Source organism: Paraburkholderia sediminicola, from assembly GCF_046027825.1.
Classification (GTDB): domain Bacteria; phylum Pseudomonadota; class Gammaproteobacteria; order Burkholderiales; family Burkholderiaceae; genus Paraburkholderia; species Paraburkholderia sediminicola_D.
Window position 1 is genome coordinate 1 of record NZ_JAQQDU010000076.1, and the last position, 26,985, is coordinate 26,985.

At 63.3% G+C, this 26,985-nt stretch carries 25 protein-coding genes and 1 riboswitch; of the genes, 9 read left to right on the forward strand and 16 right to left on the reverse strand.

The window, feature by feature from the left end:
• Positions 1–469, forward strand: a 469-nt coding sequence (surE, locus tag PQQ96_RS31120; protein ID WP_408299685.1) for a 5'/3'-nucleotidase SurE, incomplete at its 5' end; no start/stop codon positions are given.
• An 18-nt stretch (positions 470–487) separates the two neighbouring features.
• Here surE and PQQ96_RS31125 read toward each other — a convergent pair.
• The 3 genes from PQQ96_RS31125 to PQQ96_RS31135 all read right to left on the reverse strand — a co-directional run bounded on the left by PQQ96_RS31125 (position 488) and on the right by PQQ96_RS31135 (position 3,226).
• Positions 488–1,435, reverse strand: a complete 948-nt coding sequence (locus PQQ96_RS31125) for a DUF4148 domain-containing protein (protein WP_408299687.1) — start codon at positions 1,433–1,435, stop codon at positions 488–490.
• A gap of 314 nt (positions 1,436–1,749) precedes the next feature.
• Entirely contained in the window at positions 1,750–2,649 is a 900-nt protein-coding gene (locus PQQ96_RS31130; protein ID WP_408299689.1) for a DMT family transporter, read from the reverse strand.
• Between the two features lie 217 nt (positions 2,650–2,866).
• Positions 2,867–3,226 carry a BON domain-containing protein gene (locus PQQ96_RS31135; protein WP_408299691.1) on the reverse strand — a complete coding sequence of 120 codons (360 nt, stop codon included), beginning with the start codon at positions 3,224–3,226 and terminating at the stop codon, positions 2,867–2,869.
• 123 nt (positions 3,227–3,349) lie between these two features.
• Here PQQ96_RS31135 and PQQ96_RS31140 point away from each other — a divergent pair, with 123 nt between their 5' ends.
• Positions 3,350–3,931, forward strand: coding sequence for an alpha-ketoglutarate-dependent dioxygenase AlkB (locus PQQ96_RS31140; RefSeq protein WP_408299692.1), 582 nt, complete (start codon positions 3,350–3,352; stop codon positions 3,929–3,931).
• Positions 3,932–4,016: 85 nt separating this feature from the next.
• Here the strand turns inward: PQQ96_RS31140 and PQQ96_RS31145 are convergent, their stop codons facing one another.
• The 5 genes from PQQ96_RS31145 to PQQ96_RS31165 all read right to left on the reverse strand — a co-directional run bounded on the left by PQQ96_RS31145 (position 4,017) and on the right by PQQ96_RS31165 (position 8,098).
• Positions 4,017–5,132 (reverse strand): alkene reductase, encoded by a 1,116-nt coding sequence (locus PQQ96_RS31145; RefSeq protein WP_408299693.1) that lies wholly within the window; start codon positions 5,130–5,132, stop codon positions 4,017–4,019.
• Between the two features lie 226 nt (positions 5,133–5,358).
• Complete coding sequence (locus tag PQQ96_RS31150; protein ID WP_408299695.1) at positions 5,359–6,042, reverse strand: type 1 glutamine amidotransferase domain-containing protein; 684 nt, start codon at positions 6,040–6,042, stop codon at positions 5,359–5,361.
• A gap of 186 nt (positions 6,043–6,228) precedes the next feature.
• Positions 6,229–6,864 carry a carbonic anhydrase gene (locus PQQ96_RS31155; protein ID WP_408299697.1) on the reverse strand — a complete coding sequence of 212 codons (636 nt, stop codon included), beginning with the start codon at positions 6,862–6,864 and terminating at the stop codon, positions 6,229–6,231.
• A 180-nt stretch (positions 6,865–7,044) separates the two neighbouring features.
• Positions 7,045–7,515, reverse strand: coding sequence for a lipocalin-like domain-containing protein (locus tag PQQ96_RS31160; RefSeq protein WP_408299699.1), 471 nt, complete (start codon positions 7,513–7,515; stop codon positions 7,045–7,047).
• 322 nt (positions 7,516–7,837) lie between these two features.
• Positions 7,838–8,098 carry a DUF1488 family protein gene (locus PQQ96_RS31165; protein ID WP_074287414.1) on the reverse strand — a complete coding sequence of 87 codons (261 nt, stop codon included), beginning with the start codon at positions 8,096–8,098 and terminating at the stop codon, positions 7,838–7,840.
• Between the two features lie 227 nt (positions 8,099–8,325).
• Here PQQ96_RS31165 and PQQ96_RS31170 point away from each other — a divergent pair, with 227 nt between their 5' ends.
• A complete protein-coding gene (locus tag PQQ96_RS31170; RefSeq protein WP_408299701.1) occupies positions 8,326–9,819 on the forward strand; it encodes an MDR family MFS transporter in 1,494 nt (497 codons plus the stop codon).
• Positions 9,820–9,830: 11 nt separating this feature from the next.
• Here the strand turns inward: PQQ96_RS31170 and PQQ96_RS31175 are convergent, their stop codons facing one another.
• Positions 9,831–10,955 carry an alpha/beta hydrolase family protein gene (locus PQQ96_RS31175; RefSeq protein ID WP_408299703.1) on the reverse strand — a complete coding sequence of 375 codons (1,125 nt, stop codon included), beginning with the start codon at positions 10,953–10,955 and terminating at the stop codon, positions 9,831–9,833.
• Positions 10,956–11,126: 171 nt separating this feature from the next.
• Positions 11,127–12,014: a LysR substrate-binding domain-containing protein gene (locus PQQ96_RS31180; protein WP_408299704.1), complete on the reverse strand. Its 888-nt coding sequence runs from the start codon at positions 12,012–12,014 to the stop codon at positions 11,127–11,129.
• A 190-nt stretch (positions 12,015–12,204) separates the two neighbouring features.
• Here PQQ96_RS31180 and speB point away from each other — a divergent pair, with 190 nt between their 5' ends.
• Together speB and PQQ96_RS31190 are read left to right on the forward strand one after the other, a co-directional pair.
• Positions 12,205–13,209, forward strand: a complete 1,005-nt coding sequence (gene speB, locus PQQ96_RS31185) for an agmatinase (RefSeq protein ID WP_408299706.1) — start codon at positions 12,205–12,207, stop codon at positions 13,207–13,209.
• 81 nt (positions 13,210–13,290) lie between these two features.
• Positions 13,291–14,367, forward strand: coding sequence for a polyamine ABC transporter substrate-binding protein (locus PQQ96_RS31190; protein ID WP_408299746.1), 1,077 nt, complete (start codon positions 13,291–13,293; stop codon positions 14,365–14,367).
• A 22-nt stretch (positions 14,368–14,389) separates the two neighbouring features.
• Here PQQ96_RS31190 and cobM read toward each other — a convergent pair whose 3' ends face one another.
• Genes cobM through cbiE form a run of 3 tightly spaced genes read right to left on the reverse strand, consistent with a single transcriptional unit; the run spans position 14,390 to position 17,169 of the window.
• Positions 14,390–15,118 carry a precorrin-4 C(11)-methyltransferase gene (gene cobM, locus PQQ96_RS31195; RefSeq protein ID WP_408299708.1) on the reverse strand — a complete coding sequence of 243 codons (729 nt, stop codon included), beginning with the start codon at positions 15,116–15,118 and terminating at the stop codon, positions 14,390–14,392.
• Between the two features lie 46 nt (positions 15,119–15,164).
• A complete protein-coding gene (locus tag PQQ96_RS31200; RefSeq protein ID WP_408299710.1) occupies positions 15,165–15,887 on the reverse strand; it encodes a cobalt-precorrin-6A reductase in 723 nt (240 codons plus the stop codon).
• 34 nt (positions 15,888–15,921) lie between these two features.
• Positions 15,922–17,169: a precorrin-6y C5,15-methyltransferase (decarboxylating) subunit CbiE gene (gene cbiE, locus PQQ96_RS31205; RefSeq protein WP_408299712.1), complete on the reverse strand. Its 1,248-nt coding sequence runs from the start codon at positions 17,167–17,169 to the stop codon at positions 15,922–15,924.
• 84 nt (positions 17,170–17,253) lie between these two features.
• A riboswitch (cobalamin riboswitch) is annotated at positions 17,254–17,432 on the forward strand.
• Between the two features lie 83 nt (positions 17,433–17,515).
• Here cbiE and PQQ96_RS31210 point away from each other — a divergent pair.
• Genes PQQ96_RS31210 through cobJ form a run of 4 tightly spaced genes read left to right on the forward strand, consistent with a single transcriptional unit; the run spans position 17,516 to position 22,324 of the window.
• Positions 17,516–19,153: a ferredoxin-like domain-containing protein gene (locus tag PQQ96_RS31210; protein ID WP_408299747.1), complete on the forward strand. Its 1,638-nt coding sequence runs from the start codon at positions 17,516–17,518 to the stop codon at positions 19,151–19,153.
• The gene (locus PQQ96_RS31215; RefSeq protein WP_408299714.1) at positions 19,146–19,772 is read left to right on the forward strand and encodes a precorrin-8X methylmutase; all 627 of its coding nucleotides are present in this window, start codon (positions 19,146–19,148) and stop codon (positions 19,770–19,772) included. Before PQQ96_RS31210 ends, PQQ96_RS31215 begins: the two co-directional genes overlap by 8 nt.
• Complete coding sequence (locus PQQ96_RS31220; protein WP_408299716.1) at positions 19,773–20,504, forward strand: precorrin-2 C(20)-methyltransferase; 732 nt, start codon at positions 19,773–19,775, stop codon at positions 20,502–20,504. It begins immediately after the preceding gene.
• On the forward strand, positions 20,492–22,324 hold the full coding sequence (cobJ, locus tag PQQ96_RS31225; RefSeq protein WP_408299718.1) for a precorrin-3B C(17)-methyltransferase: 1,833 nt from the start codon (positions 20,492–20,494) through the stop codon (positions 22,322–22,324). The genes PQQ96_RS31220 and cobJ overlap by 13 nt, the downstream gene beginning before the upstream one ends.
• 9 nt (positions 22,325–22,333) lie before the next feature.
• Here the strand turns inward: cobJ and PQQ96_RS31230 are convergent, their stop codons facing one another.
• The 3 genes from PQQ96_RS31230 to PQQ96_RS31240 are packed head-to-tail and all read right to left on the reverse strand — an operon-like array spanning position 22,334 to position 26,969.
• Positions 22,334–23,161 carry an alpha/beta hydrolase gene (locus PQQ96_RS31230; protein ID WP_408299720.1) on the reverse strand — a complete coding sequence of 276 codons (828 nt, stop codon included), beginning with the start codon at positions 23,159–23,161 and terminating at the stop codon, positions 22,334–22,336.
• A 44-nt stretch (positions 23,162–23,205) separates the two neighbouring features.
• Positions 23,206–25,830, reverse strand: coding sequence for an AAA family ATPase (locus PQQ96_RS31235; protein ID WP_408299722.1), 2,625 nt, complete (start codon positions 25,828–25,830; stop codon positions 23,206–23,208).
• Positions 25,827–26,969: a metallophosphoesterase family protein gene (locus PQQ96_RS31240; protein ID WP_408299723.1), complete on the reverse strand. Its 1,143-nt coding sequence runs from the start codon at positions 26,967–26,969 to the stop codon at positions 25,827–25,829. The genes PQQ96_RS31235 and PQQ96_RS31240 overlap by 4 nt, the downstream gene beginning before the upstream one ends.
• Between the last annotated feature and the right edge of the window lie 16 nt (positions 26,970–26,985).

Genomic DNA, 26,985 nt, shown 5'->3' on the forward strand with positions numbered 1-26,985 from the left:
CAATCTCGGCGTGGAAACGATGTTCTCGGGCACGGTCGGCGCCGCGATGACGGGCCTGTTGCTTGGCCTGCCGTCGTTCGCGTTGAGCCAGACTTTCAGCGACCGCAACAAGGTGCGCTGGGACACTGCCCGTGCACTCGCGCCAGGCGTGATTCGCCAATTGCTCGCGATTGAGCACCATGCCCCCACCTGCCTGAACATCAATTTCCCCGACGTCGACGCGGCCTCAGCCGGTCCGCTCACACCGAGCAAACAAGGCGTCGGACTCGTTGAAGATATCGAGGTGCTGCCGCAAGTCGATCCGCGCGGCATCGATTATCACTGGCTGCGATTTCAACGCGGCACACGCGCGAACGATCCCGATAGCGAAACAGCCGTGGTGGCGTCGGGGCGCGTGTCGGTTACGCCGCTTGCGTTCGATCGCACGGACGAAGCCACTTTTGCGCGGCTCTCCGCTTCGTCGCGATAGCTATCTGGCGGCGCAACTTCACTGACCCAGCGCGCCGGTCCGGCTCGGTGCGCCGCCGGGTCCGGCCGGGTCCGGATTGCCGAACGCGGGAAGGTTGCCATCGGCGCGAGCGCGGGCGATTTCCGCGCGTACCTCTGCGCGTGTTTTTGGCCCGCCGTCCGATTGCAATAGCGCGCCGGTGGAGGGCCCGAGTTGAGCGGCCGATTGCACAGGTGCAGCTTGCACGGTCAACCTGGCTTGCGGGTCTGGCGGTGGCGCCGATGTTGGCGGCGTCGGCGTTGACGCAGCAGGCGCGCTGGTCACGTTCGAGACCACCTTCACCTGCGCCGGAACAGGCAATGACGCGCTCGCAACCACCGGTGCGCCAGTGCCGATCGCTCTCGCGCTCGTTGTGCTACCCGCGCTAGCAGTTGCTACTACCGTTTCTGGAGCGCGCCGGGTCTTCGCGGAACTGGATGCACGGTTCGAGTGCTCGTGCGTCGCGAAATAGCTTTCATGACCACGGCCTGTTTTCCCGGAAGACGGCGACGAAGATCGCGCCGATTTCGACCCTTGCTGCGCCCGCTTCTCCCCGTGCGCAGCGGCCGGCGCCTGCTGCGTCTGCTTCGTGCGTGCCTCGACCTCTCGTTGCAGCGCGAGAACCTGATCGTCGTCCCGATGTGTTGACCGTACCGCGTCCAGTTGCGCTTGCGCGGCGACAAGATCATTGCGCTGCAGACTCTTGCGCGCCGCCTGGAGGTTCGCAGCGGTAGCCGCCGCGGAATCGCTGCGCGTCACGACCGGCCCGGAACTCACCGAGCCGGTCACCATGTCGCCGCGCGTGTAATGAGCCGACGCATTGTCGCGCTCCAGGCCGAGTTCGTCCGCCGACAACCAGCTTTTGCCTGACTGCGAAATATAGGCCGCGATCGCAACCGCGCTGACAAAAAGGCTTGTGAGAACGATCTTCCTGGGTTCGCTAACCACGACGTCTCCCTCTCAAATCGTGGACCTACGCGTTTGCGGTATCGCAAACGTGCTCGCATTCATCGGAGGGTTCGCAGCGAATCAATCGATGCCGCTACAACGACCGCGAGTTCGGGCCGGTACAGTCACGTACGAATAAGCGTGCAAGCTGGATGCGTGCTATCTACTATTTATAGTCGACCAACGTCAATGCGTCCGCTGCGAAGGGCGTATTGTCCGAAAAAGCCAGCTTGCTGGCCTTGCTTTCCTAAAACGATTGTTTGAACTACGAAACAATGAAATGTTGGCTTGCATTCGACGCATGGAGCGCACGCCTACACGAGCGGACCCTCGGTCTGTTTGCCGCGCACGGCAACCGCAATCGAGCTTCCGACAATCAACGCAATGCCGAGCAGCGACATACTGCCAATCGTCTCGCCCCACGCGATATAGCCGAATAGCGCCGCCCACACGATGCTGGTGTAGTTATACGGTGCGAGCGCACCGGCGTCGGCCTGTCGAAATGCCATCGTCATCAGCAACTGCCCTGCCGTGGCGAACCCGCCGATCAAGGCCATCACCGCGAGTGCTTCGATTGAAGGTGTGCGCCACGCAAAAAACAGCGATACGCCGGTGACGATCGCGCCGACCACCGTGAAATACAGCACCGTCGTACCTGAATCGTCGGAGGCGCGAATCCGCTTGATCTGGATGATCGATAACGCGCCGAAAAACGCGCTCGAAATCAGCAGGACCGGACCGAGCCAGTTCGAATGCGAACCGTCCGGGCGCACCACGAAAAGTACCCCAACAAAGCCGACCGCGGCCGCCAGTGCGTCACGCGGTTTGAGCGTTTCCTTCAGAAGCAGCGGTGCGAGAACGATGACCAGCAAGGTCTCCGAATACACGATCGCCACCGCTTCGCTGAGCGGCACATAGGGCAGCCCCGCAAAGAACAGGCCCGACGCGCCGAGCAAGGTCAGCGAACGCAAGGTCTGCCCACGCACATCCATATGCCTGAGACGCTCGATGAGCGGCTTGCCGCGCAGACACACCGCTACCGCAGGCAACAAGCCGAACAGCATCCGGAAGAACGTCACTTCATTGGCCGGATAGGCGAGCGCAACAGATTTCGCCAGGGCGTCGACGAGCGCGAAGCAGAACATCGAGACGAGAATCAGCGCGACGCTGCGCAGCGGCACGGCTGTATTCCGGACTGCGGTAATGGGCAGCATGAGTTTTCCTGGGAGCGCGGGAAGCTGCGCATCGCTTTGGTTTCGCCCTTCGGTGAAAGGGTCATGTAATCGGAAAACGGATTATGCCTGCTGCTGCTCGCGCCATCGACTGCAAAAAACCGTACTCACCCATTCCGCATCCCGCCAGCAGGTGTGCCTGCGCCCCGCCTGAAACGGTGCCCCGCGTTTGCATCCGTATCCGCCGCAAAGCCCGGGTTCAGCCGTTACCGCCGTGCCACAGCGTGAGTTTGTTCACCACGACAAGCACACCCGGCACGGTTCGGGCGATTTGCTCCGCTTGGCGGATCTGATCGGCGCTGTGCACCGTACCGGTCAAAATCACCGCGCCGTCGTGTGCGCGCACGAACACGCCCGACACATTGAAGCCTGGGGCCTTATCGAGCGCTTGCCGGACTGCCGTCGACAGACTGCTGTCCGACTGCGGCGCAGCTTTGCCGCTTGTCATTGCCGGTGGCGCATTGGCGTTCGACACGCCACCGCCTGTTTGCACGCAAGCCGAAAAGGCGGTCGTCATGCAGACGGCCGCCATCAGAACGTGTACTCGTTCGCGGTTCATGGTTTTTTGTCCGGCGCAAACGCGTGGCACAACCCCAAAATACTGTATAAAAACACAGTATAATGACCTGTATGGACAGCCCGCCGCTTCGTGTCCGGGCTATCGCTCCTCAAGGTTTGAATCATGGTGTCCCAGCAAGGCCTGTTTGCCCCCGAGCCGGTGTCCCTCGTCAATGACGAGCAAGGCGGGATTCGCTATTTTCCCGAGTCGATTCCGGCACTCGCGGCGCAACAGTGGTTCGACCAGGCATTTCAAAACATCGGCTGGCTCAGCCAGCACCGCATGATGTACGACCGGGAGGTCGCAGTGCCGCGTCTGCTCGCCACCTTCTCCCGCGAATCCGAAGATCTGCCGGCGCCGCTGGGCGAAGCATTTGAAGCCGTCCGCGCACTACTCGGCGCGCCGTTCAATCGCGTCGGCCTCAATCTCTATCGCGACGGCAACGACAGCGTTGCACTCCACGGCGACAAGACGGAAAAGCTGGTGCCGTCACTGCCCATCGCCATCGTCTCGCTGGGCGCGAGCCGCCGCATGTCGATCCGGCCGAAGGCGGGTTCCGGTCGGATCATGCATGTGGAGTTGGAGCCAGGCAGTTGCATCGTCATGAGCTATGCCTCGCAATTCACGCATGAACACGGCATTCCCAAGGTGGCCGGTGTGACCGGGCCGCGTATCAGCCTTGCATTTCGCTGCTTTGCCGGCTGAGGCTGCTTGAGGCTGCTTCTGCACCCTGATTCCAGGTCCACCGCCCGGTCAACGCCGTTCGCTGCATGACAAAGCCCAAGCCCACTCAGCGCTTCGCCTCTTCTTCCATCGTCGGGTAATCGATGTAGCCTTCAGCGCCGCCGCCATACATCGTGTCCCTATCCGGCTCGTTCAACGGCGCGCCGACCTTGAGTCGCTCGACCAGATCAGGGTTGGAAATAAACGGCCGGCCGAACGCGATCAGATCCGCCCGTTTCGCCTTGAGCGTCTTCTGCGCGAGCTCCATGTCATAACCATTGTTCGCCATGAACAATCCATCGAATGCCTGGCGCAACACCTGCAAATCGAAGCCGCCCGCGACTTCGCGCGTGCCGCCCGTGTCGCCTTCGATTACATGCAAGTAGACGAGCTTGTGCACATTGAGTTGCTTCACCACATAGGTAAAAAGGGGTTCGGGATTGCTGTCGTCGATATCGCCGAAGCTACTGAGCGGAGAAATACGCACGCCGACGCGCTCACCGCCCCAGACGTCCGTCACGGCATCGGCAACTTCCAGCAACAGGCGGGCGCGATTTTCAATCGACCCTCCATATTGGTCGGTTCGTTGATTGGTCTTGTCGCGCAGGAACTGATCGAGCAGGTAGCCGTTTGCCGCGTGGATTTCCACGCCATCGAAACCGGCGGCCTTCGCATTTTGCGCGGCCACACGATATTGCTCGACGATGCCCGCCATTTCCGAGGTTTCGAGAGCGCGCGGTGTGACGAGCGGCACGAAGCCGTCGTCGGTATAAGCCTGACCTTCGGGTTTGATCGCCGAGGGCGCCACGGGCAACGCATTACCCGGCTGCAACGACGGGTGAGAAATACGGCCTACGTGCCACAACTGCAGGTAGATATGGCCGCTCTTCGCATGCACGGCATCGGTAATGCGTTTCCACGCTTGTACTTGCGCATCGTCGTAAATACCGGGCGTGAACACATAGCCCTTGCCTTGCGGCGAAATCTGCGTCGCCTCGGCGATGATGAGACCGGCTGTCGCACGTTGCGCGTAATACTCGATGGCCAGTTCGCTCGGCACATCGGCCTCCTTCGCGCGACTGCGCGTCAACGGCGCCATCACGATGCGATTGGGCAACTGCAGGGGACCGAGCTTGACCGGTTCGAACAGGTAACTATCGATGTGCGCGGATGCGGTAGACATGGCGTTCCCTTGGACAGATACAACGCATTGAGAGGCGGCTAGCTGCGTCGCTCGTGGCAGCTCGGCCGCGTCTACGGGTTGATGCGTCAGCGTGACCATCCGATCGACGAACGCTCGCCCGACCAATCTGGCAGGAATCGCCTGCCGATCGCGAGTGGGCGTGGCGGCGATGAAGCGGCTCCAGTTTGTGCCGGACTGGAACCACCGCTACGGATGGCAAGCCGGATTATTTTGCCGCGAGTTTCGCGAGCAGCGCTTGCGCCGCGGCTTCCGACGATGCGGGATTCTGCCCCGTGATCAGATTGCCCGCGACCACGACATGCGACTGCCAATCCGGCCCCTTCGAATACTGGGCGCCGCTCTTCTTCAACATGTCTTCGACGAGGAAAGGCACGACGTCGGTGAGGCCGACTGCCGCTTCTTCAGAATTGGAAAAACCGGTAACCGGTTTATCGCGTACGAGCGGCGCTTCGTCCGGCGCCTTCGTGTGACGTAGCACGCCGGGCGCATGGCATACCGCGCCGACGGGTTTTCCGGCGGCATAGAGCGCTTCGATCAGCGCAATGGAATGCGGGTCTTCGGCGAGATCCCACAGCGGTCCGTGGCCGCCGGGATAGAACACCGCGTCATAGTCCGATGCCGACACGGTGGAAAGCTTCACAGTACTCGCCAGCGCGGCTTGCGCGTCCGGATCCTTGCTGAACCGCCGGGTCGCGTCGGTCTGCGCATCGGGATCGTCGCTCTTCGGGTCGAGCGGCGGCTGGCCGCCTTGGGGCGACGCGAGTATCACATCGGCGCCGGCATCCTTGAACACGTAATAGGGCGCCGCAAACTCTTCAAGCCAGAAGCCGGTTTTCCGGCCCGTATTGCCGAGCTGGTCATGGGAAGTCAGTACCATCAGAATTTTCATGGAAACCTCGCGAGCGGATTCAATTCGCGTTGCACCACGCCATCGAACGGTGCCGTCGGCTCATGGTGCAACAAGCCGTAGAGCGGAGTCATCGGCCCCAGGCGCTCTGGCAGTATAGGTGGCCATCCGCAACGCCGAAGAGGTTTATCCGAAGGTGGCGCCCCCGCATCCAACCGTCACGTCACGCTAGACCACATAAATTTCAGGGTTGTCGACCAATGGCAAAAACTGCCCTGTGCGGCCATCGAGTGCGAGCATCGCGCCACTTTCGATATTGAAAATCCAGCCGTGCAGTCGCAGCGTTTTGTTCACCAGACCCACCGCCACTGACGGATGCGTGCGGATGTTCCCAAGTTGGGCAATCACGTTATCTTTGACCAGCGCGTCGAGACGCTCTGCATCCGATGCGTAAGTGCGCGACGCGTTGATCGCTTTTGCCGCGTCTGCGTGACGAAGCCAACCCGCCACGGCCGGCAGATGGTCGAGGTTCTTGCACGTGCAGATCGCCGTCATCGCCCCGCAATTGGAGTGACCGCAAATCACGATATCCCGCACGCCCAGCACAGCCACTGCGTATTCGACGGTGGCCGATACCCCGCCCGGTTCCGGGCCGTAAGACGGCACGATGTTGCCCGCATTGCGGATCACGAACAGCGCGCCGGGCTCCACCTGCGTCAGCAACTCGGGTACGACACGGCTATCCGAGCAGGTCACGAATAGCGTTCGCGGACTTTGCGAAACCGACAAGCGTTTGAACAATGCGCTTTGCTGCGGGAAGACTTCGCGTTGAAAGCGGATGAATCCTTCTATGATTTCCTGCACGGCGTTCTCCGGATAGTCGAAGCCTCAGCCGGCCGACTCTGCGGCAAAGGTCCAAGGCGTATCTGCGATCAGTTGGCGCGACTATACCGCAGCCGCGGTCACTTCGAGTGTCGTGCAGCATAGCCTGTGCCGCGGATCAGGTTGCGTGCGAACAGCAAGCCGGCCCGCGGGCGAGGCGCGCTATTTGATTCGTTGCCACACGACCTTTGACGATCCATAGCCGAAGGCGCCCGGCGTGATGTACGTCAGCCGGTCACCGTCGAGTGTAAATGGACGGCGCTGAACCTCTGCGTCCCAGTTCGGAAAGGTGCACTTTTGAATGTGAAAAGCGATAATCTGCGCCGCGGGGTCCACGGTATAGGTGCCGAAATGCGCGACGTTGCCGCGGATTATCTTCGCGTTTTCCTCTGCCGTGCCTTGCTGTACGTCCCCCGAAGAGAATTTCGGCAGGTCGGAACTCACCACCATCAGCACATAGCGGCCGTCATTGCCGAAGATGAGTTGCCCTTGCGGATGCGGACCCAGCAAATCTACGTCACTACCACTCTTCGCCACCGTCAGCGAGACGAGCGACCACGTCCCTACCAGACTGTTAGCCGCCTGAGCAAAAGCGCTTCGCAGCGGCACACACAATAATGCGAACGCCATCATGATGGCGGCCAGGAGGCGGTGCGTTGGTTTCATGACGTTCTCCACGCGCGCAAGGACGTCACGTCAGACGAATCCGTCGCGCTTCGCTAACACTTGCGTAAAGATCTGCCGCATGACTGCGCGGCGCGCCGTTCCGGGTCTCAACCGCTTTCGGGTGTCCGCGATCGGGTGGAGGCGATTATGTCGGGCGAGACTAAGGCAGCCCGGACTGTGTTCGGGTGTGTTGAAGCGTAGGCGGTTTGCCGGGGAAAATCTATCGAATCAGGTCCGGCGCACATATACCGGACCGTCCTCCTGTGTCAGGATGTGGGCCACTCGGGCCTCAGTTGAAATCCCCGGTTTCAAGCTCCACGGATTGTCCCCCGTTTTTTTCGAGAACCCGGCGCGTCGCGTTCTCTATTCGCGCGCGATTTGCCTCGAAGGTCCCGACCAGATCGTGGGCCGATGGTCCCTCGTTGCCAAAATGGTCGTTCAGCGCGTCCAGCGACACGCTGCACCAGACGTCAGCCCCATCGACATTGGCTTCGAAGGCGACGCGCGCCGCTGCCACCACTTCACGGCGTCCGGTGAATTCGATTCTCATAATGACCCTCCATCTGGCGAAAGTACTGCCGAACGCGCAAAGGCTGTGCCAGGCCGCCGCGTTAACGCGGCATTAGCCTCGCCATAGCGGTTCGTGTTCAGCGCACATTCTCCGCAAGGTGCATACTCGACATCGGCCGCCTTCGGGCGGCCGCGCTTATGCGTCGCGGCGTGCATGTCGCCTGTTACGCCGTCAGACGCTTCCAACATCCTAATACTACCGCCCCCATGTCCCGCAGCCCGCAATCGTCGCGTCCTTTAGTCATTGCCGCCGTCATGGCTTCGATGGCGATGGTCGCCATCGAAGCCACCATCGTTTCCACCGCCATGCCGCAGATCGTCGCGCAACTCGGCGATCTCCATCTGTATAGCTGGGTCTTTTCGTCATTCCTGCTGACGCAAACCGCGATGACCGTGGTCTTCGGCAAGCTCGCCGACCTGTATGGGAGGAAGCCCGTCATGCTCGCCGGTATCGCGATCTTTCTGCTCGGTTCGGTGCTGGCCGGCTTCGCGTGGTCGATGCCCGCCATGATCGTGTTCCGCCTGATTCAGGGCGTTGGCGCGGGCGCGATCCAGCCGGTCACGCTGACCATCGTCGCCGACCTCTATCCGGCGCGCGAGCGCGGCAAGGTGCAAGGCTATCTTGCCAGCGTGTGGGCCATTTCAGCGGTGGTCGGGCCGATGGTGGGCGGCTTCATCATTCACAACCTGTCATGGGCATGGATCTTCTGGATGAACGTGCCGATCGGTCTTGCCTCGGCCGCCGGTTTCATCGCCTTCCTGCGCGAATCAGAGCGGCATGCGCGTCCCTCGATCGACTTCGCGGGCGCGGCGCTGTTCATGGCGGCAATCGCGGCACTGATGATGGCGCTGACTTACGCGGGCGATGACGACATCGCCAAGGCCATGCTCGCAGGTGGCGCGTTCATGCTGTGCCTGCTGTTGTTCGTGTTTCAGGAACGCCGCGCGGTTGAGCCGATGATCTCCTTCGCGCTCTGGAGCCATCGGCCCATTGCCGCGTGCAATGCCGCCACCGTGCTATCCGGCATGATCCTGATGGGCGCCACCACCTTCCTGCCGATGTATGTTCAGGGGGTGTTGCATCGCTCGCCCGTGGTCGCCGGTCTTGCGCTCACGATGATGATGGTGGGCTGGCCGGCGGGTGCGACGCTCGCGGCTAAATCATTTCACCGCATCGGCTTGCGGCGCATTCTGATTGGCGGCAGCGCATTCGTGCCGCTCGGCGCGGTGCTGCTGCTGTTCCTGCAGCCCGGCGGCTCGCCGCTCATTGCGGCGTTCGGTTCGCTCATCATGGGCTTCGGCATGGGCACGTCGAGCGTCAGTTCGCTGGTGCTGATCCAGGAGATTGTGAAGATGGAGGAGCGCGGCAGCGCCACCGCGTCGAATCTCTTTTCGCGCAATCTCGGCAGCACGCTCGGCGCAACGCTGTTCGGTGCGGTGCTCAACTTCGGGCTCGGTCACTCGAAGGGCCTCGCCGTGGTCACCTCCGATCAACTGAAAGCGCTACTGCAGAATCAGGCGGCGAGCCTCGCCGATAGCGACATGATCCGCCTGGTGTTGCATCAGTCGCTGCACCTGACCTTCCTCTCGATCTTTGCGATTGCGATTTTTGTGGTTGTGCTGCTGGGGTTCGTGCCGCCGATCAACATCGGACCGACGAAACAGGTCCCGCTTGAAGCGTTGTCGCCACTCGAGGACTGAACGCCGCTACGCTACGCGCCACCCGCAGGCAACGCGGTGGCAAAAAAATCGATCGCCCGTCTAGCGGTTTGCGCATGTACCGCATCGCGATCGACACCCGGATTGTCCTTGCAGATGGCCGCGAGGTGTTCGACCACATCGGGTAAGCAGGTGACGAGAAAGGTGTAGTGCGACGCGCCCGGCACCATCGTAACGGTTGCGCTCGGCAGCAAGCCCGCAATGCGGTGGATGTTGGTGTCCACGGGCGCGGTCACGTCGGCCTCGCCCGCGAGCAACGATATGGGAATAGTGACATCCGCGAACGAGTGGCTATCGAACGCCTCGCCTAGCGCCGGCGCGATCGCAAAGACCGCCTTGACGCGCGGGTCACGATACGACTCACCGGCGCGGGCCCGGGACGCCTTCGTTTCCGGCGACAGTGTGGCGAGTGTCAAGGCAGGCGCTTGAGGGTCCTCGTGGATTCTGGCGGCTTCCGGCGGATGACAGATGGCGTCCGCCTGCGGTGACGTGCAGAAGCGCTCGAACGCCGCCAGATTGGTTCGCGCGCCCGCCAGTTCGAGCACCGTATAACCGCCGAGCGAGAAACCCACGGCGCCGATCCTGTCCCGGTCGACATGCGGGCCCAGCATCGGATCGGCGAGGACGCCGTCCAGCACCTCGCTCGCGTCCGTGGCGCGTTCCCACCAGAGCATGAAGCCATCGCGGGTCATCGGCTCGAGCGCGTTGTTACCCGGATGATTGGCGCCGGCCACGATATAGCCCTGGGCGGCCAACGCCGAAGCCAGCCAGTCGAGACTGTCCGCGGTGCCGCCGGTGCCGTGCGAGAGCACGAGCAGCGGATACTTCGCGTGCGCGCTCGACAGAGGCGCATCCACGACGGCCGGATGCCCATGAAAAAGCGGATGACCCGGCTCGCCAAGGTCATGTGCGAGCTCCGGGCGTGCCAGATCAGCGGGGTACCAGATGGTCGTCACCAGCGCCTGGGTCCGAGCCCCGCGCCAATCACGCGCCACCGCAGGATGAAAGACACGAGCCGCCTCGCCCACATGCCAGGCGGGTTGATCGGCCGGCGCGGCGGCGCCCGCCCACAACAACGCCACCGAACACGCGAGGGCGGCACGGCATAGACGAAACATGGCTAGTCCTTGTGGATGGGGATCATCATTACGCGGGCGATCCGTCGACGATAATTGTGTTCGGTGCTGGGCTTCATCATGGCGCTAGGATAGCGGCCTCATGGGCGGAAGATGGTGCAGAGCTTGCGAAATTTGCCGGACGCGCGAGCGCGTGTGCTGTGCATCAATCCATCAATCGCCGTCCCGGCAGAGCCTCATCATCCATGCATAAACCGCGTCCACTGCCGCGGAACGTGCCGGCTGCGCGGAGCGCATCAACCAGAGCGGCGCGAGCGCGAACCCCGGCACCTGCGGCAAGACCTCGACGCGCCCGCTCGTCAAGGCGTCGCCCGCGGTGAGCCGGGATACCATCGCGATGCCCGCTTCCTGCTCGGCAGCCGCCACGAGAAAGCGCGGATCGCTGACCGTCATCGCACGCCGCGTACGCAAACCACCCCGCCTTAACTCAGGCAACCACGGCGCCCACTCTGCATGCGCCTCGTGAACCAGCAACGGCGCCTGCGTTAGAACCTCCGGGAATGGCACCGAGCGCAAACGCCGCGCGGTCACGGGGCCGCAGATGGCCACCGCCTCTTCTTCAAGCAGCAATTCGCACACCACTTCCGGCGTGCGAATTTCCTTTTCCGACACCACCAGATCGACGTCGACACGATCGATCTCGTTGACCTCTTCGCCGGTCACGAGCCAGATATCGAGGTTCGGCAGCGCCTCGGAAAACGCCCGCATGCGCGGCATCAGCCAGCCGGAGGCAAACTGCGGCGCGCACACGAGGATCACCGAATCCGGATTGCCATACGGCTCGATCCGGTCGCGCCCGTCGGCAAGCGTAGAGAGCGCAGTGGTGACGGTTTGCGCATACAGCGCGCCGGCGGCCGTCAACGCGACGCCGCGTCCGATCCGCCGGAATAGCGGCTGACCGGTCCATTCCTCGAGTTGCAGGATCTGATGACTGATCGCCGATTGGGTCAACGCCAGTTCCTGTGCCGCGCGCGTGAAGCTGCCAAGACGCGCGGCGGCGTCGAACGCGAGCAAAGCCTGCAAAGGGGGAAGTCTACGCATCGGGTCGGCTCGCCAGAGTCAGGGACAGATATTAGAAATATCGATACTTCCAGCAAGATTCTTCGCTTTTCGCCGGAATATTGCCCCGCAATCATAGCGTCAGTTGCCCTCTACACGGCGCCAGCCATTTCGTCAGACATGAGAAATATTTGTGTGACGGCGTCCTTCGAAACTGACCGGATCGACCTGTATGTCCCTGAACCTGCCCCAAAACCTGAACGCTGCGCCACTCGCCACCACCTTGCATCCCGCGCGCACCGACACGGCCACCGCCGGGCACCCCGCCGGACCCACCTACGCCGGCGTGCTGTCCTTCATGCGCCGGCCCTACACGCGCGATCTCACCGGTGTCGACGTCGCCGTATCGGGCATTCCGCTCGACCTCGCGACCACCTTCCGCCCCGGCACGCGTTTCGGCCCGGCGGGCATGCGCGCAGCGTCGGTACAACTCGCCGACCTGGGCGCGTTTCCGTGGGGCATCGATCCGTTCGATCATCTCAACGTGGTCGACTACGGCGACTGCTGGTTCGACGCCCACAACCCGCTCGGCATTCGCGACGCGATCATCGCCCACGCTCGCGAGATTCTCGCAACAGACACCCGCATGCTGACGCTCGGCGGCGACCACTACATCACGTACCCGCTGCTGGTCGCGCACGCTGAAAAATACGGCAAGCCGCTGAGCCTGATTCATTTCGACGCGCATTGCGACACCTGGCCCGACGACAATCCTGATTCGCTGAACCACGGCACGATGTTCTACAAGGCGATTCGTGAGGGCCTGATCGATCCCGCACGTTCGGTGCAAGTCGGCATTCGCACATGGAACGACGACTTCATGGGCGTGCGCATTCTCGACGCGCCGTGGGTCCATCGCAACGGCACGCAGGCGACGATCGATGAAGTGCTGAAGATCGTCGGCGACGCACCCACCTACCTCACCTTCGACATCGACTGCCTCGATCCGGCCTTCGCACCCGGCACGGGCACGCCAGTGGCGGGCGGTCTGAGCTCCGCGCAGGCGCTGGAAATCGTTCGCGCGCTAGGCGCTGTGAATCTGGTCGGCGCGGACGTGGTGGAAGTGTCGCCACCCTACGACCACAGCGACGTGACCGCGCTCGCCGCGGCTCACCTTGCCGCCGACATGCTGTGCCTGATGCGCAATCAGAAGCTGCAACGTCATCAGCGCATGTAAGCGCCGCCAACCGCCTTGTTGAAACCACTCTGGAAGACCATCATGCCCCACCCCTTCATGAAGCCCAGGCCGGCCGTGTCGATGCTGGCCGCGCTGCTGTTAAGCGCGTTCGGCGCACCCTCGCACGCCGATGAAAAGCTGCTGAACCTGTACAACTGGGCCGACTACATCGCGAAAGATACGGTGCCGAAGTTCGAGAAAGAGTCGGGCATTCATGTGCGCTACGACGTCTACGACGGCGACGAAACCTTGCAGGCCAAATTGCTGACGGGCTCGACCGGTTACGACGTCGTGGTGCCGACCTCGAACTTTATGGCCCAGCAGATCCAGGCCGGTATCTACCAGAAGCTCGACAAATCGAAACTGCCGAACCTGGTGAACCTCGACCCCAGTCTGCTGAAGCTGGTTGCCGATGCGGACCCCGGCAATCAGTACGCGGTGCCGTGGGCGTGGGGCACCACCGGGCTCGGCTACAACGTCACGCGGGTCAAGAAGATTCTCGGTAACGATGCGCCGCTCGATAACTGGGACATCCTGTTCAAGCCCGAGTATCTGAGCAAGCTGAAGACGTGCGGCGTGTCCATACTCGATGCGCCGACCGATGTGTTCGCGGTCACGCTGCACTATCTCGGCCGCGATCCGAACAGCACGAATCCGGCCGACTACCAGGCTGCATACGATGCACTAAAGAAGATCCGCCCGTACATCACGCAGTTCAACGCGACGAGCTACATCAACGATCTCGCCGGCGACGACATCTGTTTCGCGCTGAGCTGGTCCGGTGACGTGTCGATGGCGAGCCATCGGGCGCACGACGCCAACAAGAGCTACGAGGTTAAATACTTCATTCCTCAAGGCGGTGCGCCGGTCTGGTTCGACATGATGGCGATCCCGAAAGATGCGCCGCATCCGGAAGCCGCGCTCGACTGGATCAACTACATCGAGCGGCCCGAGGTTCATGCCGGTATCACCAATGAGGTGTTCTATCCGAATGCGGACGCCGCCGCGCGCAAATTCGTGCGGCCGGAGATTCTCAACGATCCGACCGTGTATCCGCCGGAGTCCGTTTTGAAAACGCTGTTTCTGCTTAAGCCCTTGCCCGCCCCGATCAAACGACTGGAAGGCAGGCTGTGGGCGCAGTTGAAGACAGGCGGATGACGACGAGTCGGCGGCGCGCGGATCAGCCGCCTTTCGCGTACAACGTCGACTCCGCAAATCCTTCAGCAGCCAGCACCTGCCCCACCAGAATCAGCGCCGTTCGCTCGATATTGGTGGACTGCACTTTGCCGACAATATCGTCGAGTGTCCCGGTGATTTTTTCTTCATCCGGCCAGCTCGCACGATAGATCACCGCGATCGGACAAGCGGCACCGTAATGCGGCCGCAACTCGTCGACGATGCGCGCGAGGTGGCGCACGCCGAGGTGAATCGCCATCGTCGCGCGATGCCTCGCGAGGTCGGCGAGTTGTTCGCCTTCGGGCATCGTCGTTTTGCTTGCAAAGCGTGTGAGGATCAGCGTCTGCGAAATATCGGGCAACGTGAGTTCGCAGCCGAGCGTTGCCGCGCATGCCGCGGTCGCCGTCACGCCGGGCACGATCTCGTAGGGAATGCCGAGTTCGCGAAGTCGGCGGATCTGCTCGCCGATCGCCCCGTACAACGACGGGTCGCCGGAATGCACGCGCGCCACATCCTGGCCTTTGTCGTGCGCTGCATTGAGTAACGCGACGATCTGATCGAGGTCGAGCTTAGCGGTATTCACAACCTGCTCCGCGCTATGCCCCTCCAGAACAGCAGCCGGCACCAGCGAGCCGGCGTACAGGATCACCGGGCAGCTACGCACGAGCCGCTGCCCTTTTACTGTGATCAGTTCCGGGTCGCCGGGACCCGCGCCGATAAAAAACACCGTCATTCACTACTCCATGATTCGTTTGGCGGGCATGTCATACATGCGGCGCTTAAGCCAAGGCTTGCAATGCTTCCAGCAGGTCGGCCACGCTGGCAAACTCGCGATCGACTGCCGCCAGTTCAGGGCGCCGTAGCATGACCACCGGCAAGCCGCGTTCGCGCGCGACTTCGAGTTTCGCTTCGGTGGCGCTGCCGCCGCTGTTTTTGCTGACGACGACATCGAAGGCTTCCGCGCTGAACAGCGCGCGCTCGCCTTCGAGCGTAAACGGGCCGCGTGTCGCCAGAATCCGCGCACGAGGATTGGCCTCGTGTGCGTCGAGGCAGCGTACCGTCCAGAATTGCTGTGGCGGGATCTCGTCGAGATGCGCGAGCGGTTCGCGGCCGAGCGTGAACAGCGGCCGCCTGAACGAAGCAAGCGCGGCCGTGAGTTCGTCCCAATCGCCGACCATGCGCCAGTCGTCGCCGGCTTGCGGCTGCCATCCCGCACGACGCAGCGCCCAGCACGGCACATGCACGGCGCCGCTTGCTATCGCGGCGTTTGCGCTGATCTGCGCAGCGTACGGATGCGTCGCGTCGATCACGAGGCCAATGCGTTCGTCTTCGATATAGCGCGCCATGCCTTCGCTGCCGCCGAAGCCGCCCACGCGCACCCCGCACGGCAGATCGTCCGGCACCTTACCGAGGCCCGCGAGACTGTATACGTGCGCGGGACCGAGCTGTCTTGCGATCCGTAAAGCGTCGCCGGTGCCCCCGAGCAGCAGGACCCGCATCATGGCGCGGCTCCGATCAGATTGCCCTGGCGGTCGATCATGACGGTCGGGGTGCGTCGATGGACGTGCCATTCATGCCATTGGCCGGCTTGGTGACATCCAGCAGCGTGATCGGCAGCGCATGGCGCCACGTATCGAAGCCGCCGAGCGGCTGGGCGTCGGCCAGCGCGATGCGGGTCAGCGTACCGCCGTGTTGCTCCCGCCATGCCACGAACATTGCCTCGCCTTGCAACGTGACCGCATTGGCGACCAGTCTGCCGCCGTCGCGCAGACGCGCCCAGCAGGCGTCGAGCACGCCCGGCACCGTCACGCCGCCGCCGATGAACACGGCGTCCGGCACAGCCAGTCCTTCCAGCGCATCGGGTGCGCGGCCGGCCACCAGTTGCAAGCCCGGCACGCCCAACGCATCGCGATTGTGCTCGATGAACCGCTGCCGCTCCGTGTGCCCTTCGATCGCGATCGCTCGGCAGGTCGGGTGCGCGCGCATCCATTCGATGCCGATCGAGCCACTGCCCGCGCCCACATCCCATAGCAATTCGCCGGGCGTTGGCGCGAGACGTGCCAGCGTAATCGCGCGAACGTCGCGTTTGGTCAACTGACCGTCGTGGCGAAAGGCGTCGTCAGGCAAGCCGATAGTCAGCGGCAAACGCGGCGTACCTTCCGTTGCACGGCATTCGAGCGCGATCAGATTCAGCGCTGCCACGTCCCCCGCGGACCACTGGTCCGCGCGGCCATCTATGCACCGTTCCAGATCGCCACCCAGATGTTCGAGCACGGTCATCCGGGTCGCGCCGAAACCGCGCGCGTTCAGCAGTTCGGCCAGCGCGGCGGGCGTGCGCCCATCGGCGCTCAGCACGAAGACGCGCGCGCCGTCGTGTAAATGCCTATTCAGCGTTGGCAATGGCCGACCGACCAGCGAAACGGTCGCGACATCCTGCAACGGCCAGCCAAGCCGCGCGGCCGCCAGCGACAGCGACGACGGCGCGGGCAGCACCCGCAACTCACCTGCCGGCAACTGGCGCGCGAGCGTCGCGCCGACGCCGAACAGCATCGGGTCGCCACTCGCCAGCACACACACGGACCCTGGACGCTCCGCCAGCAAAGGCGTGAGATCGAACGGCCTCGGCCATGCCGCACGGCGCGCGGCCAGCCGCGCAGGCAGCATTGCCAGATGACGTTCGCCTCCGTAAACCACCGACGCTTCCAGCAACGCACGCCGCGCGGGCCGCCCCAAACCGGCGAAGCCGTCATCGCCTATGCCCACTACGGTCAACCACGCCGGCATGCATCCATCCTTGTTCTGTATCTTCAAATAATGCGCTGTGCCACGCCGATCAAAGCGTCCAGCCTCGTTGTGCTGTTCGAAAAAAGGCATAATACAGCCGCCGGTGCCCTTCGGGGCCGAAGAGGGAACACAGTGCCGCTGTGGCTGCCCCCGCAACTGTATGCAGCGAGTCCGCCTGCGCTCCACGCCACTGGTTTCACCGGGAAGGCCGCGGCGGACCATGACCTGCCAGCCAGGAGACCTGCCGGCCAGACTGTTCGTGCCAGCCATCATCGGGCGGGGTGTACCGATGCCGCAGCAATGCCCGCCTGGGCGGCGCTCGGGCCGTCGCGCGACGCTCAACCCGGTGTCCGTCTTGAATCAAGCTTCGCCCTCCACTGCTTTGCCTGACGCGGCTCTTGCGCTGCGGCCCTCGGCGTGTCCGGGGCTGCTACGCATCGTCGCCGCGCGCGACGGTGGGCTTTGCCGGATCAAATTGCCCGGCGGCGAGCTGAGCGCGGCGCAAGCTTCGGTCATCGCCGACGTCAGTGAGCAGCATGCGGCTGGCGTGGTTGAACTGACCAATCGCGCGAATCTGCAGGTGCGTGGCGTGCGAAGCGGACACGAAGCGGCGTTGATCGCGGCACTCGTCGACGCGGGTCTTGGGCCGATTCCCGCGACCGGTGAGGTGGATGCTTCCAGCTTGCTGCTCGCGACCGCAGCGAATGTTTCCGCCGAACCTCGATTCGGCGCTGCGGATGCTTCAAATACGCGATCCACAACCGCACAACAGGCCCCTGGCGCAATTTCGACAAGCGCTGCAGACGATGTGCGCAATGTGATGGTGAGCCCGACCGCTGGGTGCGATCCATTTGCACTGTTCGACACGCGACCGCTCTGCGTCGAACTGCTCACCTTACTGCAAACCGAAGCGCGTTTCGCGGCGCTATCACCCAAGTTCGCGCTACTGCTCGACGGTGGCGAGCGCCTTGCCAGGCTCGATCATCCGCATGATGTCTGGCTGGCTGCGACGCAGGCGGAAGACGGCGTGCGATTTGTGTTTGGTTTGGCGGGTTGTCCGCCTGGGGGGGCGAATGCGGATACGGATACAGATACGGATACTGAGGTTGAAGCGGATGCCGATGCCGATGCGCTCCAGCATGCCGAACACACCAACTCGCGTGACACCACCGAGCGTCCTCGCACGGATAACAGCGGCGCCCTCGCAGCCGTGCTGCCTGCGCAGGTCACAGGTCTTGTCCGCGCGCTGCTGCATACATTCCTCGATCTGACCGCCGCCGATGCCACGCGCATGCGTCATCTGCTTGCCACGCATTCCGTCGACACGGTATTGCAGCACGCTCAAACGTATGTCGATTTTCCGTTGTCACGCGACACGTCGCTCGCAAACTGGCGACGCGGTACACCTGCCGATGCCACGCTACGGCTCGGCGCGCACGCGCAGCGAGTCGTGGCCCTGCAGCACGCAGGCGGCCAACCGCCGCTCGGACGCTTCGACGCCGTCACCCTGCGCGGCCTTGCCACACTCTCGCAACGGCAAGGCAACGGCACGCTGCGCATGACGCCCTGGCAAAGCGTGTTGCTGCCCGATATCGCTGCCGATGCCGCGCCCGCCGTGCTCGCTGAAATGAACGCGCTAGGCCTCGCCTGCGATCCCGCGCAGCCCATTACGCACCTGATCGCCTGCGCCGGATCCACAGGCTGCGCAAAAAGCCTCGCCGATACCAAAGCCGACGCACTGCGTTTAGCGAATCGCTTACCCGACGGCGTCGACGTCCATCTGAGCGGCTGTCCGCGCTCATGCGCCGCTGCACATTGCGCGCCGTACACGCTGCTCGCCGTGGCGCCCGGCATCTACGACCTTTATCGACGCGACCGCCAGCCGGGTTTCGGCTCCTGTGTCGCGCACCAACTCACGATCGAACAGGCCGCCGACATGCTCGAACACTTGGCACACCCGGCCCGGAGCCCTTTAGATGCTTGATTACATTCGCGACGGTCAGGAGATCTATCGCCAATCCTTCGCGACGATACGCGCGGAGGCCAATCTCTCGCGTATTCCCGCCGACCTCGAAAAACTCGCGGTGCGCGTGATCCACGCCTGCGGCATGGTCGACGTCATTGAAGATCTTCAGTTTTCTGAAGGTGCAGGCGCTGCGGGCCGTGTGGCCCTCGCGCAAGGCGCGCCGATTCTGTGCGACGCCGGCATGGTGGCGCAAGGCATCACGCGCGCACGATTGCCCGCGAACAACGAAGTGATCTGCACGCTCACGCATCCGGACGTGCCCGCGCTCGCGCGCGAACTCGGCAATACGCGCTCGGCGGCGGCGCTCGAATTGTGGCGGCCGCATCTGGCAGGCAGCGTCGTCGTGATCGGCAACGCGCCGACCGCGCTTTTTCATCTGCTCGACATGCTCGATGACGGCGCGCCGAAACCCGCACTGATTCTCGGTTTTCCGGTGGGTTTTGTCGGCGCGGCCGAATCGAAAGCGATGCTTGCTGAAGATAGCAGCGGCGTACCCTTCGTCGTGGTTCAGGGTCGACGCGGCGGCAGCGCGATGGCCGCTGCCGCCGTGAATGCGCTGGCGACGGAGGTCGAGTAAATGAGCGTACAAGGACGTTTATTCGGACTGGGCGTCGGCCCCGGCGACCCTGAACTCATCACGCTGAAAGCGCTGCGTGTGCTGAAAGCGGCACCCGTAGTGGCATATTTCGTCGCGAAGGGTAAAAAAGGCAACGCCTTCAGCATCATCGAGGCACATCTGGATGACGCCCAACAGCATCTGCCGCTGGTTTATCCCGTCACGACCGAAGCGCTCGAACCACCGCTTTCGTATGAGGCGATCATCGCCGACTTCTATGACACCGCTGCGGAGATCGTCGCCGGTCACCTCAACGCGGGCCGCGACGTCGCGGTGATCTGCGAAGGCGATCCGTTTTTCTACGGCTCGTATATGTATTTGCACGACCGCCTCGCGGCGCGATTCGAGGCCGAAGTCGTACCCGGCGTGTGCTCGATGCTCGGCGGTGCGGCGGTGCTCGGTTCGCCGCTGGTGTATCGCAATCAGAGTTTATCGGTGCTGTCCGGCGTCTTGCCTGAAGACGAATTGCGCCGGCGCCTCGCCGATGCGGACGCGGCCGTCATCATGAAGCTCGGCCGCAATTTCGATAAGGTGCGGCGCGTACTCGGCGAGCTGGGGCTCGCGCATCGTGCGCTTTACGTCGAACGCGCGACGATGGGCAATCAGCGCATCGTGCCACTCGCCGAAGTCGATCCGATGGCGTCGCCGTATTTCTCGCTACTCGTGGTACCGGGGGAAAAATGGCAAGGTTGACGCCACCCGCGATTGTGATTCTCGGTGCGGGCGCGCTGGCAACGGCGCGGCGTATCCAGACGCTGTATGCAGGTTGCCAGGTGCATGCCTTGCAGGGGCGAGTCGAGGCTGACGTCTCGTACACGGAACTCAGTGCACATCTGCGTGATCTCTATGCCCGCGGCACGCCGATCGTGGCGTTGTGCGCCGCCGGGATCGTGATTCGTTGCGTGGCGCCCTTGTTGTCGAACAAAGGCGTCGAGCCGCCGGTGCTGGCCGTTGCCGAAGATGGCAGCACGGTCGTGCCGTTGCTCGGTGGCCTTGCTGGTGTCAACGTGATGGCGCGTGAGATCGCTGCTGCGTTGGCCGTGTCGCCGGCGATTACGACGAGTGGCGAACTTCGCTTCGGCACCTGCGTGCTCAATCCGCCTGAAGGTTACGCGCTCGCCGATATCGCGCAAGGGAAGCGCTTTGTTTCGGACCTGCTCGCTGGAGAAAGCACGCGAATCGAGGGTGAAGCGCCATGGCTCGATGATGCGCAACTGCCGCGCTCGGAATCGGCACGTCTCGCGATTCGGGTGACGCCATGTGCGTGGGATGGGCGTGATGATGAGTTGGTGATCCATCCCCGGAGCGTGGTGGCAGCAGTGACTGTGCCGGGTGCGGGTCCCGGTGCTGATGCTGGTACAGGCACGAGTGCAGGTGCCGGCTCGCAATCTGCTACGAACGCGGACCTCGGCGCAAATTCCGGCTCAGATTCCCAGAAGGGTTCAGGCGAGCGAATTGCTGCGTTGGTGCGCGAGGCATTGGACGCCCATGGTCTCGCGACACTTTCGCTCGCGGCATTGCTGGCCCCTTCTGAACACATGGCGGACCCGGCACTGGCCGATGCCGCAGCGAGCCTGAACGTGCCGCTACGTTTTGCCCAGCCGCGCCCGGACGACGGCGAGCCACCGAGTAATTTGCTGCATGCCGCGCTACGCGTCCCTTATCAAACACTGCATGACGACGCGGACGCAGGGGTTGCACTCGCGTTGGCGGCATTGGCAATCGACCCCGACACGATTGGCCGTACACGGGGCCGTTTGACCGTGATCGGCCTCGGCCCCGGCAGCGCCGACCTGATGGTGCCCGCCGCTCGAACAGCGCTGAACGAAGCCACCGATATTCTCGGCTACGAAACCTACGTGAAAATGGCCGGCCCCTTACGCGCCGATCAACGCGTACACGGCACGGACAATCGCGAGGAGATGCAGCGCGCGCGTCATGCGTTCGAACTCGCTAGCACTGGACGGTCCGTGGTGATGGTGTCGTCGGGCGACCCTGGCGTGTTTGCGATGGCTGCTGCGGTGCTCGAAGCGCTGGAAGAAGGCGGTGCGGCAAACGCTGACTGGCGCACGGTCCAACTCGCCATTGTGCCGGGGGTGTCCGCTGCCATGGCAACCGCAGCGCAAGCCGGCGCGCCCTTGGGTCACGACTTCTGCATGCTGTCGTTATCCGACAATCTGAAACCGTGGACCATCATCGAAAAACGCCTGCGGCATGCCACCGAAGCAGATCTGGTCATGGCGTTTTACAACCCGATCTCCCGCGCACGACCCTGGCAGTTGGACAAAGCGTTGGACATCGTGCGGGAACATCGCGCGGCGGCGACGAAAGTCGTGCTCGGTCGCGATATCGGCAGACCCGGCAGCACACTGCGGACGATCACGCTCGGCGAACTGCGCTCGTCGGATGTGGATATGCGGACAATGGTGATCGTGGGGTCGACGACGACGCGGGCGTTTGCTAACGGCGTCGACGGAGGTGAATGGGTCTATACGCCACGATGGTACGAGTGAGCACTCCGCTCACTTTCGCCCCATCCCCCTCACCAACGCCCCCATTTGCAACCCATCCGCCCGCGCGAGGTCCTCAAGAATCGTAAAGTGATTACACCCGGCGACCGGCACAAACTCTACCTGCTCCCCCGCTTGCCGGCACGCCGCCGCGTACTCCTCTGAATGCCGGACCAGCTCCGGCAACTCGGCTGTGCCGACGCTGACAGTCATCGGCACACCGTTGCCGATGTGCCGCATCGGGCTATAAGCACTGAGCTCTGCCTGCGTTAGCTGCAGCTTCTCGTTGAGCCAGGACATCGCAATCGGCTCCAGATTCACCAATGCGCTGATCGGCATGGCGTGCACAACGGACTCATGCGTGCGGTAAAGCGTGCTCAGTTGCCCACCTGCGGAATGCCCCGCAAGGCAGACGGAACCGCGCGTCCCGAGTCCATCGCGATCGGCCGCCAGCGCCGCCAGCAGCGCATCGACTTCACCGACGATCTGCGTCATCGATGCCTCCGGCGCCAACGTGTACTCCACGAGCACAACATTGAAGCCGCAACCTAGCGGCCCACTGGCGACGAACGCGAAATCTTCCTTGCTGCGTGACTGCCAGTAGCCGCCGTGTATAAACACGAAAATGGGCGCGTCAGGCCGCCCGCAAGGAAACCAGTCGAAACGTTGCCGCGGCCGCGGGCCGTACGCCACATCACGCCGGCACGGCAAAGCGGCATACAACGCCGCGCTGCGTGCCTGAAAGCCGAGCATGCGCTCGGCGACGTCAGCCACCGCCGCCACGTTGTCGTAGGCCGCACGCAGCGCCGCTTGATCCATGTTGCGATAGAGCTGAGTCATGATGCCCCCGGGTCATTCACAGAAATCAACACGTTGCCAATCCCCTACGCTGCCACCTTCAAATCCTCAATGGCCCGCTGCCGGACACCCAGGTCATCCCAAAGCTCCGGATGGCACGTGAACACCAGAATCTGATGCCGCGTAGCCGCATCGATCAACGCGCGCTTGATCGCATCGCGCCGTGCCGCATCGGTATGCACAGCGGCGTCGTCGAGCATCAGCAAGGTTGGGCGGCCCGACGCCTTCAACAGATCCGCATACGCCAGCCGCGTCAAAATACCGAGTTGCTCCCGCGTGCCGAAGCTCAACGCATCGAGCGTATCCGCACGACCATAGCGGTCCAGCGTTGCGGGACTCAGATCGTCGCCGAGTGCAATCGTAGACTGCGGGAATATCCGTTTCAGGTAGTGCCCAAGGCGTTCGGTCAGCGGCGCGCGCAGTTGTGCCACGGCCGCATCGCGTTCGTCGACTAGCACCTCGTCGAGCAGACTCAACGCACTCGCCCGCAAGCTGAGTTCGTCCTTGCGACGCGTGGCCTGTTCCACCGACGCCTTCACCGCCGCAAGACGCTCCCCTAGCCCGGACGCGCCAACCGTCTCCAGTTGACTGCGCAACTCAGCGATCCGCACTTGCCGCGCGTGCTGTTCGTTACGCGCAAGATCCGCCGACGCCCGATAGCGTTTCGCTTCAGCCGCCGGATCGTCAAGACGCGCCGCTTCCAGTTCGCGTTCCCTTCCCTCCAGTTGCCGCTTCAGCGCCTCGACCTGCACACGCTGCTCAACAATTTTTGTTTGCCACTGCGCACGGTTGCGGCAAAACGCTTCATCGCTCAGTTGGGTTTCCTTTCGCTGCAACTGAGCGGCGAGCGATTCAGTCGTGGCCGTCGCGGTGGACTTGCTTTCCGCCGCCTGCGTCAGCACTTTTCTGGCGGCTTCCAACGCATCACGCGCGATGTCAGCATTCCGGCGGGCCTCGTCGAGCGGTGGCGCGGCAGACACATCGGGCAAAAGAGCCAGACGCTCGTTTGATGTCTGCAGCCGTGCAACAGCCGAAGCCAAGGCAGCACGCAGCGCGTCGATGCCTTGGGGCGCATGCACCTCAAGAATCTTCGCCTGGCTTTTCTGCTGGGCAAGCAGCGTCTTCCACTGCTCCTGCCTCGCCTCCGCCTCACCCAGCGATGCCACGCCCAGCGCCTGCAATACCTGCGCATGCCGGGCTTCGAGCGATGCCAACTCAGCCAACTGTGCCGACAGATCGGAAACGCCCGGAATCACACGCAATTCACCGAGCTCGCCAAGACCGATCAGCTTCTCCTCGTCGAGTCGCAGCACGCCCTCGCCGCTCACCTTCGCATCGCCGACGGTAATCGCACCATTCAACCGGTATTCAATACGCGTCATCGCCGCTTCAGTACGCGCGCGCAGCACGATCAACTCCGCATCGAGCGATTGGAGCCGCTTCAATTGCGCCGCATCGATTTCGACTGCCGCTGCTGCGCGCGTCGCCTCCAGCACGGCCTCGTTTGCCTTGCTCGCGGCTGCAATAGCCGCTTCAAGCCGCTCGCTCTCGGTGCGGTGCAGAGCGATCTGGCTGCGCAAATCGCCCGCGGTCACCGCGGCGTTCGCCAGTTCGTGGGCGCGGCTGGCGTCGGCATACGCCTGTTCGAATTGCGCCACGCTCGCCTGGGCCTGCGCATGCTCATGCTGAACCGCCGAGACGTTGGCTCGCGCGGCATCGAGTTGCTGCCGCTCGCGGGCAACGGCCGCCTCCAGTTCTGTTGCGGCCTGTTCCTGCTGCACCGACAGCGCCAGTTCCGCATCGCTCAATTTCAGCGACTGCGCCAGCCCCAGAAGACTGCGTTCGAGTTCTGCCGCGGCATCGGCGCGCTGTTGCGCCTGCACGGCCTTCTGCTCGTGAAGCTCCCAAGGGCGCTTGCTTTGCGCGTCCTCGAAGGCTATCTGCGCCGTAGCAAGGCGCCCGATATTCTCGTCGAACTGCTGACGCTGCTGCTCCAGATCGTCGCGTTCGACAATCAACGCCGCCAGGGCCTGTTCGGCCTCAGCCAGCGGTCCAGTGGACTTCTGCGTACGTGCCGTGAGCAACTGCCGAAGCTCGCGCTGCACCGCCGCGATCAGCGCATCCTCCCCCGCCGACTCATTGCCGCCCGAGAGTTGCGACAGCGCATCGCGCAGATACTGCGCCGCGTGCCCCGTGGAATCTCGCACCTCCTGCGTCCCGCCTTGTTGTACCCACAACAAACCGGGAACGCCCGCGTTTTCCGCCTTGAGCGGCCCCCGTGCGGCACGCGAAAAACCGAGCAACGCGGCGAGCTTGTCCTCCGCTTCGTCCTCGCCGAACACCGTCTGACCGATCTTCAACTCACAGCGCTGCCGGGTGACAAACTGCTTCGACAGCCTGCACGCTGTGCCCTCCATATCGAACGTCACTTCAACCGAAGGCTGGCCGCTCGCCTTGCCCCACGGCAGCAGGTCTTTCAAGTGCGAAGCCTTGTAGCGTTCGAGGAACACCGCCCGCACCGCTTCGGCGATCGTGCTCTTGCCGGCCTCGTTCGGGCCGGTGAACAGATTGAGCCCGGGCTGCAGGTCGTCGATAACGAGCCGGCCGCTGAACTGCTTGAACTCCTGAATCGCGATACTTTCCAGCTTCATGCGGACCTCGCTTCGCGCGGCAGTTCACGTTGGAAACGCGCCAGAAGCAACAACGCCTCCGCCGCGCGCTTGACCTGTTGCGGGTCGGACTGCGGGTCCTCCTGCAAGCCTCGCAGCCGCGCCACCACCTTCGCGAGGTAGCCGCTCTGCGCGCCGAGTTCGGCGAGGTCGTCGGCGGTCGGCAGCACCTGCAGGCCACTCAGATCCACACGTAACGCACGCACCCGCGCGCGGGTCTCTTCCACCGCGACGTGGATCGCTTCGGCTTCGGCCAGCGCAGTCGTGCCGCTTACCGTTACGCGCAGCACGTCGTGACTGCCTAACGCGCCGAGGCGCAACTTGAGCGAATCCACATCGGTCGGCACCGAGATCGTCTCTTCCCAACGATGCCATTGATATTTACCGACCCGTACCGCTTCGACGGCCGGCACGGCGCCTGGCCCGGTCAGTGTGACGTCGAGCATGAAGCCCGGATCGTTGGCGCGGAAGCGGTCCTGTTCGTGCGTACCGGCGTACCAGGTGCGTTCGTCGACGCGAAAATGGCCGTGCCAGTCGCCGAGCGCGAGATAGTCCAGACGCGCGCTCGCGGCACGCGTCGGGGCGATCGGGTTTGACGAATCAATGCCTTCCTGCAGAATCCCGCTCACACTGCCATGCGCGAGCCCGATGCGGTGATAGCCGGGCGGCGTCTCCGTTGTGTCGAAGAAGCCCGTCGTGTCGTCGTAGGTGATCCGTTGCGTGAGCGGCGCGCAGAGCAACGCGCACTGGCAGGCGTCGAGCGTCACCACGCCGGGCTCAAGCACCAACCGTACGTTCGGCGCGACGCAGTTCAGGCGCTGCGCACGGGTCCAGACACTCTCGACCAGCGCGGCATCGTGATTGCCGGGCAGCATGATCCATGGCCCGGAGAACGCTTGCAGCGCGCCGAACAAGCGGCGGATCACCGTGTCCGAGACAGTCTGCAGGTCGAATACGTCGCCGGCGACCAGCACGGCGTCGACCTTGCGCGCCGCCGCTTCCTCGGCGATACGGCGCACGGTTTCGAAGCGCGCTTCCGCGAGGTGCGCGGCTTCGTCCGGCTCGAACTGGCCGAATTGCGTGCCTATCTGCCAGTCCGCGGTGTGCAGAAACCTGATCACTGTGCCTCCATTCCGT